Origin of the sequence: Flavobacterium sp. FPG59, assembly GCF_002150205.1 — a bacterium.
Classification (GTDB): domain Bacteria; phylum Bacteroidota; class Bacteroidia; order Flavobacteriales; family Flavobacteriaceae; genus Flavobacterium.
Genome location: NZ_MTCA01000138.1, coordinates 1 through 8,256 on the forward strand (window position 1 = coordinate 1; position 8,256 = coordinate 8,256).

Sequence of the window (8,256 nt, forward strand, 5' to 3'; positions counted from 1 at the left end):
GTATCATTTCCCTTTTTTTTGAAAAAATTCATGCAATTTACTCTGAACTTAATTCCTGATGGAAGAATTTTTTAATTAGCTTTTTAATTTCTTAAGATAAGAGCATTTATTTAGGATTCATCTCTCACTTGTTATTTATATTTTTGGTGGCAATATAAGATCATAATATTCATAAAATAAAATTGTGTTTTATTTTACGAATAAGTGCCTGCTCTTGGGTTTGATTTTGTTTGGGTTTTACGGAATTTTGTTTTAATAACCCATTAAGAAAGTGTTTTTATCACGGAATAAGTAGCCAGTTATTTCCAATGATGGTTAGAAGGGAACTAAGTCATTTTAGAAAAGGACTTTACTGTTCTTTTTTTTATAAATAGTTTTACCTTTTCTATCAAGAGTCGTATTTGTTAGTTGAGTGTAGTTAAAGTCTCTACATCTTCAAATAAAAATCCTTTGTCAAGGCAATATATTCTGGAGTGTATACGTGTCTTGCGGTTTCGATAACCAATTCGTCAACTGGAAAATCAGTTGTTTCTTTTCGAGTAAAAGCTAATAAGCTGCGTTTGATTTCCGTAGTTGGTGTTCCTTTTACACGAGTAATTTTTAAGGGATATAACTCGTATTCATTGGCCAAAGCAATAAAGTTTTCTTCTTCTTTGTAAGGAATGATTACGGAGAATATTCCGTTTTCAGATAGTAATAAATCGGCGGCTTCAATCAATTCGTCAAAAGGCATGGCATCAGCAAACCGGGCCAAATAACGCTGCTCATTTTCCGTTTTGTAGTCCTCGGTATAAAATGGTGGGTTGGAAACAATTACATCGTATTCATCTTCGGGTTCTTCAACAAATTCATCTAGACCAGCATGATAACAAAATAATCGATCGCTCCATGGAGAGTTTTCAAAATTATCGGTCGCTTGCTCGTAAGCATCTTCGTCAATCTCTAAAGCATCAATTTGTTCAGCGTTGCTTCTTTGTGCAAGCATCAAAGCAATGATTCCAGTTCCGGCACCAATATCTAAAATACTAAAAGGATTATTGCTTATAGGAGTCCAAGCGCCAAGAAGAACTCCATCGGTACCAATTTTCATAGCGCAACGGTCTTGTTCAACAGCAAATTGTTTGAATTGGAATTTAGACATAAGTTGTATTAGATTGTAGTGTAATGAATGCTGTCCTTTGTGATAATCAACTAGAGATAATTGCAGATTTCGAGAGATTGACCACTGCGACTGAATACTGATTACTGCCTACTAAATTATAGGTACATCTCAATTAACCCCTCTGGTAAATCCATGATTACTTTTTTGTTTTCACGATCTATTTTAACCAAGAAATGGTCAATCATAGGGATTAAGATTTCTACACTACCATTTAAAACCTCAAATAAGGGTTGTGCAGTGGTGTCATTGATAGATTCTATTTTACCAACGATTCCTAGGCGTTTGTCTTCAACTTCAAAACCAATTACTTCGTGGAAATAAAACTTATTGCCGGTTAGTTTTGGCAACATTTTTAAGGGTAAATACAAATCATTGCCTATCAATGCATCGGCTTCTTCTTCGGTATTTGTATCTTCAAAACGGATTCGTAAAAAATCGTTTTTGTGCAGCGAACTGCTTTCAATAAAAAAAGGAACCAAGTGTTTGTTGCATTCAACAAACACTGATTCCAGGTTTTCGTATAACTCAGGTTCGTCCGTGTCTAAATAGGCAAGAACTTCCCCTTTGAAACTAAATTTTTTAGCGATTTTACCTAAGTAGAAACAATCTTCTTTACGCATCTTCGCCTTCTAAATTATGCTTCAGTAGTTTCGTTGTTTTCTTCAGCAGCAGGAGCCTCTTCAGCAACTTCTTCTTCTACAGCAGGAGTTGCAGCAGCAATAGCATCTGCTTCTGCTTGTGCAGCAGCAGCTAAACGTTTTGCATTTACTTCTTGTTCTGCTTTGAAAGCTTTAGCTTTATCAGCAGCTTGAGCTTTAGTCAAACCTTCTTTTTTAGCGTCAACTTTACCAGCTTTAGCTTCTAACCAAGCCGCTAATTTTGCATCAGCTTGCTCTTGAGTTAAAGCACCTTTACGAATACCTCCATCAAGGTGGTGTTTCAATAAAGCACCTTTGTAAGAAAGAATTGCTTTTGCAGTATCTGTAGGTTGTGCACCATTGTGTAACCATTTTACTGCGCTTTCAAGGTTTAACTCGATAGTCGCTGGGTTAGTGTTAGGATTGTAAGTACCAATTTTTTCTAGGTATTTACCATCTCTTTTTGAGCGTGCATCTGCAGCTACAACCCAGTAAAAAGGTTTTTGTTTTTTACCGTGTCTTTGTAATCTAATTTTTACTGACATAATCTTGTGATTAAATTTTGAGGTACTCGACCTCGATTAATTAAGGGTGCAAAGATACATTTTTTATTCAAAATTACTACTGTGAATTGTAAAATAATGTAAAGGAATAGGTTAGGTGGTTTTATTGTTATTTTCTGGTAAATGGATTTTTAGTTTTTTCAGGAATTAAGATCTGGTAAATAATTTTTTCAATCTATTTTTTTTGAAATGAAACAAGGTAGTTTTGGAAAAACAAAGACCAGTTTGTTTTATTTATTTCTTGGTTTCAAAAACGTAAATTCAAAATAAAATCATAAATAAGCTAATATATAGTAGATTAGAGAAAAATAGCAGTACATTTGTTGTATTATTTAAATAAGTACATATGAATATTTTTGTTGGAAGCCTTCCATTCAGTATTGAGGAAGCAGATTTAAGAGAGTCTTTCGAGGCTTACGGAGCAGTTGATTCAGTTAAAATTATCTCAGATAAATTTACAGGAAGAAGTAAAGGATTCGGTTTTGTTGAGATGCCAAATGATGATGAAGCTCAAAAAGCAATTGACGAGTTGAACGGTGCTACTGTTCAAGGACGTGCAATTGTAGTAAACAAATCTGAGCCTAAACCAGAAGGTGAAAGAAGAAGTTTTAATAACAACCGTGGAGGTGACTCTCGTGGTGGTTATGGTGGAAACAGCCGTGGTGGAGACAACCGTGGTGGTGGAAACAGAGGAGGATATTAATATTTTTTTCTAGCTATAAAAAAAGGTGTCAATGAAAATTGACACCTTTTTTGTTCTTACAGGTTTGCAACAAGCCAGTCGCCTACTTCGCTTGTTTTGTATGCTTTGTTTCCTTTGCTTACTAAATCCTCAGTTACTATTCCTTGTTCTAGGGAACTATTTACAACTGCTCTTATGGCTTCTGCTTCTTCTTTTAATCCAAAAGCATCCTCAAACATCATGGCTGCGGATAAAATAGTAGCCAAAGGATTTGCAATATTGAGGCCTGTTGCTTGAGGATATGATCCGTGGATGGGTTCGTATAAAGAAGTATGTTCGCCCACAGATGCAGAAGGCATTAATCCCATAGATCCTGATATTACCGAAGCTTCATCTGTCAATATATCGCCAAATAAATTCTCAGTAATCAACACATCATAAGAGTTAGGCCATTGCACTAGTCGCATGGCTACAGCATCAACAAATTCATAGGAAACTGTAACTTCTGGATAGTCTTTTTCCATGGCTTGAACGGTTTCTCTCCATAGTCTGGAAGTTTCCATAACATTAGCTTTGTCCACACAACATAGTTTTTTTGAACGGCTCATGGCCAATTCAAACCCTTTTTTTGCCAGTCGTTTCACTTCTGCTCTGGTATAGGTGCACGTATCGTACGCGGTTTCACCTTCGTCTAATCTTCCTTTTTTTCCAAAATAGATCCCACCGGTTAATTCTCTTAGGAAAATCAAGTCGGTTCCCTCTATGCGTTCTCGTTTCAAAGGAGAATTATCAATCAAAGACGGGAAAGTAAAAGTTGGTCTCACATTTGCAAATAAGCCTAATTTTTTTCGCATGAGTAATAGTCCTTGTTCTGGTCGGACCGTTGCGGTTGGGTCATTGTCGTATTTTGGATGACCAATAGCTCCAAACAGTACTGCATCTGCAGCAAGACAAATTTCATGGGTTTCATCTGGATAAGGCACACCAACAGCATCAATAGCACATGCGCCTGTTAATGCGGGTGTCCAAGTGATTTCATGATTGAATTTTTTTGCAATAGCATCAGCTACTTTTACGGCTTCGTTGATTACTTCGGGTCCAATTCCGTCTCCGGCTAAAAGGGCTATGTTTAATTTCATTTTTTAAGTGTTATTTATTTTAAGGTTAAAAGGATCAAAGGTTCAGAGATTTAAAGATTAAAAGTCAAAGCAATAAAGAAAAAACTTTGAACCTTTGTCACTCTGAGCTTTGAGCCTTTATTCAGATATTACATTCAACATTTTTTGTGTTGCAATAATAGCTGCAACGGTCTGGTCAGAATCTAATCCTCTGGTTTTGAATTCTTTTTCATTATTTGCCCATGTGATTATGGTTTCGCATAACGCATCATAACTACTTCCGGGTGGGATTCGAACTGCATAATCTATCAATTGAGGTAAATCTAAGTTCTTGCTTTTGTATATTTTTGCTAGTGCATTCATAAAAGCATCAAACTGTCCGTCACCTTGTGCATGTTCTTCTATGATTTCACCATATATTTTTAATGATATAGTGGTTGATGGACGCATGCCTTTTGCATGAGATAATATATAGGACTCAACAATAATTTTTTCCTGATAGGTTTGACTGTCTAAAACATCAGAGATGATGTAAGGCAAGTCCTCCTTAGTTACGGTCTCTTTTTTATCACCTAATTCAATGATACGTTGCGTAACTAATTTTAAATCTTCAGGGTTTAATTGAAGGCCTAATTCTTGAAGGTTCTTTTCTATATTGGCTTTGCCAGAAGTTTTTCCAAGAGCATACTTTCTTTTTCGACCAAAACGTTCTGGTAATAGATCGTTAAAATAAAGGTTATTTTTATTATCGCCATCAGCATGAATTCCAGCTGTTTGTGTAAATACATTGTCACCAACAATTGGTTTGTTTGCAGGAATTCTATATCCTGTAAAAGTTTCGACCAACTTACTCACAGAATATAAAGATGATTCTTTTACGCCAATAGCTATTTCTGGAAAAAAGTCATTGATTACGGCAACGGCACTTTCTAGTGGTGCATTTCCTGCACGCTCTCCCATACCATTTACGGTAACATGCAAACCATGAATTCCAGCTTTTATAGCTTCCATGACATTGGCAATGCTTAAATCATAATCATTGTGGGCATGAAAATCAAAATGGATAGAAGGATATCGAGTTGTGATTTTCGAAATGAACTCAAATGTTTCTGATGGGATCAATACTCCCAATGTATCTGGAAGTAAGATTCTTTTCACGGGCTGTTGTGTTAGGAAATCTAAATATTGAAACACATATTCAGGAGAATTACGCATGCCGTTGCTCCAGTCTTCTAGATATACATTTGTAGAAATGTTATTTTCTTGGGCTAATGCAATGGCTGCAGCAATTTCATCAAAGTGTTCTTGGGGAGTTTTTTTTAACTGATGCGTTAGATGATTCAAAGATCCTTTGGTTAATAAATTTTGAACTTTAGCACCTGTTTTTTTCATCCATTCAATAGATAATCCGCAATCTACAAAGGTGAGCACTTCTATTCTTTCTGTATAATTTTGTTTATTGGCCCAGGCCATAATGCCTTTTACTCCCTGAAATTCTCCGTCGCTCACTCGTGCAGAGGCAATTTCTATACGGTCAATATTTAATTCTTCGATCAATAATTGTGCAATGGTCAATTTTTCTGCAGCAGAAAAGGATACTCCTGAGGTTTGTTCACCATCACGGAGCGTTGTGTCCATTATTTCAATTTTTCTTTTCATCATTGTAAATTTGGAACCCAAAAAAATTCAGTTCTTTCAAGCTAGGTTTTAGGGTTTAAAATAGTGCTTAGTGCTGTGTTTTTAATTAAAAGGGACGTGTGTTTGCAAATTCTTTAATATCTTCTTTCATGTTCTGTAGGTAATCAATATCATCAAAACCGTTGACCATGTTGTTCTTTTTGTAGCCGTTAATGGCAAAAGATTCTTGCTGACCTGTGGTTAACAAGGTGATGGTTTGATTTGGTAAGTTGATTTCTAGTTGCGTAGAAGAATCCTCGGCAATGGCTTTAAAAATAGAATCGGCAAATTCGGGGCTCACCTGCACAGGCAAAACGCCAATATTTAGACAGTTTCCTTTAAAAATATCTGCAAAAAAACTAGACACTACAGCTCTAAATCCGTAATCATATACCGCCCAGGCGGCGTGTTCACGAGAAGAACCAGAGCCAAAATTTTTTCCGCCCACTAGAATTTTACCGCTATAAGTACTGTTATTTAAAACAAAATCTTCTTTAAGAGATCCGTCAGGGTTATATCTCCAGTCTCTAAAAAGATTGTCGCCAAAACCCTCTCGAGTAGTGGCTTTTAAGAAACGAGCTGGAATAATTTGATCCGTATCAACGTTTTCTATAGGTAGGGGTACCGCAGTGCTCGTTAGTATATTGAATTTATCGTATGCCATTTTTATTTTTTATTAGCTCCCAACCCTCGAAGGGGGAGTTGTTGGAGGCGAAAGTTATTTTCTTTAATTGTACTATTTACTATGTTGGGAATTCCCCTTTCGGGGGTTAGGGGCTACATTAATTTTCTTGGATCTGTTAAAACTCCGGTAACTGCAGCTGCAGCAGCCATAATTGGGCTAGCCAATAGCGTTCTCGAACCAGGACCTTGTCTTCCTTCAAAATTTCTGTTTGATGTACTTACCGCATATTTTCCAGCAGGAACTTTATCATCGTTCATGGCCAAGCAGGCAGAACAACCCGGCTGACGCAAGACAAAACCAGCGTCTGTTAAAATGTCTAAAATACCTTCATCTTTAATTTGTGCTTCTACCACGTGCGACCCTGGAACCAACCAAGCGGTAACATTGTCTGCTTTTTTTCTACCTTTTACAATTTCGGCGAAAGCCCTAAAATCTTCAATACGACCGTTAGTACAGCTCCCTAAGAAAACATAATCAATTGGTTTGCCTATCATCACGTCATCTTCATTAAAACCCATGTAGGCCAATGATTTTTTGTAGGTGTCGGCGCCACCTTCCACTTGACTTGCATTTGGAATAGTTGCCGAAATACCAATTCCCATCCCTGGATTAGTTCCGTAAGTAATCATGGGTTCAATAGCTGCTGCATTTATATTTAGTTCAGCATCAAAAACGGCGTCAGCATCGGTTTTTAAGGTTTCCCAATATGCAACTGCTTTTGTCCAAGCTTCGCCTTTTGGGGCATATAATCTTCCTTCAAGGAAATCAAATGTTTTTTGATCTGGAGCTATCATGCCACCTCGAGCACCCATTTCGATACTTAGGTTACAAACAGTCATACGGCCTTCCATAGACATTTCTTCAAAAACATTTCCTGCGTACTCAACAAAATAGCCTGTTCCTCCAGAAGTGGTCAGTTGAGATATGATATAAAGCGCTACATCTTTTGGCCCTACACCTTTGCTTAAAGTTCCGTTTACATTGATGCGCATTTTTTTTGGTTTGGGTTGCATGATGCATTGGGTAGCCAAAACCATTTCGACCTCCGAAGTTCCAATTCCAAAAGCGATAGCGCCAAAGGCACCGTGCGTAGAGGTGTGGGAATCTCCACAAACAATAGTAGCTCCCGGAAGTGTAATTCCGTTTTCAGGTCCTACAACATGCACAATTCCGTTTTTGTGATGTCCCAGTCCCCAATGAGAGATTCCATGAGCGGCTGCGTTGTCCTCTAAAGCTTGCAACTGGTTTGCAGACAACGGATCTTGTACGGGTAAATGTTGGTTTATGGTTGGGGTGTTGTGATCTGCAGTTGCAAATGTACGTTCTGGATATAAAACGGGTATTCCTCTTTCTTTTAAACCTAAAAAAGCTACTGGACTGGTAACTTCATGAATGAAATGACGGTCAATAAAAAAAATATCGGGCCCATCTTCTATTTTGCGCACCACGTGTGCATCCCATACTTTGTCAAATAATGTAGTACTCATTGTATCAATTTTAGTTTTGTGGCCAAATAGGCCTTAGGATAATCAAGAACGCAAAACTAAAAAAAGGAGTTAATGTATATTTTTGATTTTTCTAATTTATACGATGCCCAAAATCCCAACCGAATATTTCATAACTAAATTTCGTCTTTTTGACTTCTTTTTTTTAAGTGTGGTTTTTATTTTGATAAAATGTATCGTCGTTTTTTTTAATTTTTGATATTTATTGAATAGTTAGTATTTGTAT

8 protein-coding genes are annotated in these 8,256 nt (G+C 36.9%); 1 reads left to right on the top strand and 7 read right to left on the bottom strand.

Going from position 1 to position 8,256, the window contains the following annotated elements:
• Nucleotides 1-427: 427 nt before the first annotated feature.
• From FPG59_RS11440 to FPG59_RS11450, 3 genes are all read right to left on the bottom strand, one after another.
• Nucleotides 428-1,141 carry a tRNA1(Val) (adenine(37)-N6)-methyltransferase gene (locus tag FPG59_RS11440; RefSeq protein ID WP_086454732.1) on the bottom strand — a complete coding sequence of 238 codons (714 nt, stop codon included), beginning with the start codon at nt 1,139-1,141 and terminating at the stop codon, nt 428-430.
• A 116-nt stretch (nt 1,142-1,257) separates the two neighbouring features.
• Nucleotides 1,258-1,782 (bottom strand): ribosome maturation factor RimM, encoded by a 525-nt coding sequence (rimM, locus tag FPG59_RS11445; protein WP_086454733.1) that lies wholly within the window; start codon nt 1,780-1,782, stop codon nt 1,258-1,260.
• A 14-nt stretch (nt 1,783-1,796) separates the two neighbouring features.
• Nucleotides 1,797-2,345 (bottom strand): 30S ribosomal protein S16, encoded by a 549-nt coding sequence (locus tag FPG59_RS11450; RefSeq protein WP_086454734.1) that lies wholly within the window; start codon nt 2,343-2,345, stop codon nt 1,797-1,799.
• Nucleotides 2,346-2,709: 364 nt separating this feature from the next.
• Between FPG59_RS11450 and FPG59_RS11455 the strand changes: the two genes are divergently transcribed.
• Entirely contained in the window at nt 2,710-3,066 is a 357-nt protein-coding gene (locus FPG59_RS11455; RefSeq protein ID WP_086454735.1) for an RNA-binding protein, read from the top strand.
• Nucleotides 3,067-3,122: 56 nt separating this feature from the next.
• On the opposite strand, the gene leuB is transcribed toward FPG59_RS11455, so the two are convergent.
• From leuB to leuC, 4 genes are all read right to left on the bottom strand, one after another.
• Nucleotides 3,123-4,184 (bottom strand): 3-isopropylmalate dehydrogenase, encoded by a 1,062-nt coding sequence (gene leuB / locus FPG59_RS11460; RefSeq protein WP_086454736.1) that lies wholly within the window; start codon nt 4,182-4,184, stop codon nt 3,123-3,125.
• Nucleotides 4,185-4,301: 117 nt separating this feature from the next.
• Entirely contained in the window at nt 4,302-5,825 is a 1,524-nt protein-coding gene (locus FPG59_RS11465; RefSeq protein WP_086454737.1) for an alpha-isopropylmalate synthase regulatory domain-containing protein, read from the bottom strand.
• A gap of 82 nt (nt 5,826-5,907) precedes the next feature.
• A complete protein-coding gene (gene leuD / locus FPG59_RS11470; RefSeq protein ID WP_086454738.1) occupies nt 5,908-6,504 on the bottom strand; it encodes a 3-isopropylmalate dehydratase small subunit in 597 nt (198 codons plus the stop codon).
• A 113-nt stretch (nt 6,505-6,617) separates the two neighbouring features.
• Nucleotides 6,618-8,012, bottom strand: coding sequence for a 3-isopropylmalate dehydratase large subunit (leuC, locus tag FPG59_RS11475; RefSeq protein ID WP_086454739.1), 1,395 nt, complete (start codon nt 8,010-8,012; stop codon nt 6,618-6,620).
• Nucleotides 8,013-8,256 lie beyond the last annotated feature (244 nt).

What these genes read in the sequence shown, in the direction of transcription:
- FPG59_RS11440 (WP_086454732.1), bottom strand. Translation starts at nt 1,141, where the DNA reads ATGTCTAAATTCCAATTCAAACAATTTGCTGTTGAACAAGACCGTTGC.
- rimM (WP_086454733.1), bottom strand. Translation starts at nt 1,782, where the DNA reads ATGCGTAAAGAAGATTGTTTCTACTTAGGTAAAATCGCTAAAAAATTT.
- FPG59_RS11450 (WP_086454734.1), bottom strand. Translation starts at nt 2,345, where the DNA reads ATGTCAGTAAAAATTAGATTACAAAGACACGGTAAAAAACAAAAACCT.
- FPG59_RS11455 (WP_086454735.1), top strand. Translation starts at nt 2,710, where the DNA reads ATGAATATTTTTGTTGGAAGCCTTCCATTCAGTATTGAGGAAGCAGAT.
- leuB (WP_086454736.1), bottom strand. Translation starts at nt 4,184, where the DNA reads ATGAAATTAAACATAGCCCTTTTAGCCGGAGACGGAATTGGACCCGAA.
- FPG59_RS11465 (WP_086454737.1), bottom strand. Translation starts at nt 5,825, where the DNA reads ATGATGAAAAGAAAAATTGAAATAATGGACACAACGCTCCGTGATGGT.
- leuD (WP_086454738.1), bottom strand. Translation starts at nt 6,504, where the DNA reads ATGGCATACGATAAATTCAATATACTAACGAGCACTGCGGTACCCCTA.
- leuC (WP_086454739.1), bottom strand. Translation starts at nt 8,012, where the DNA reads ATGAGTACTACATTATTTGACAAAGTATGGGATGCACACGTGGTGCGC.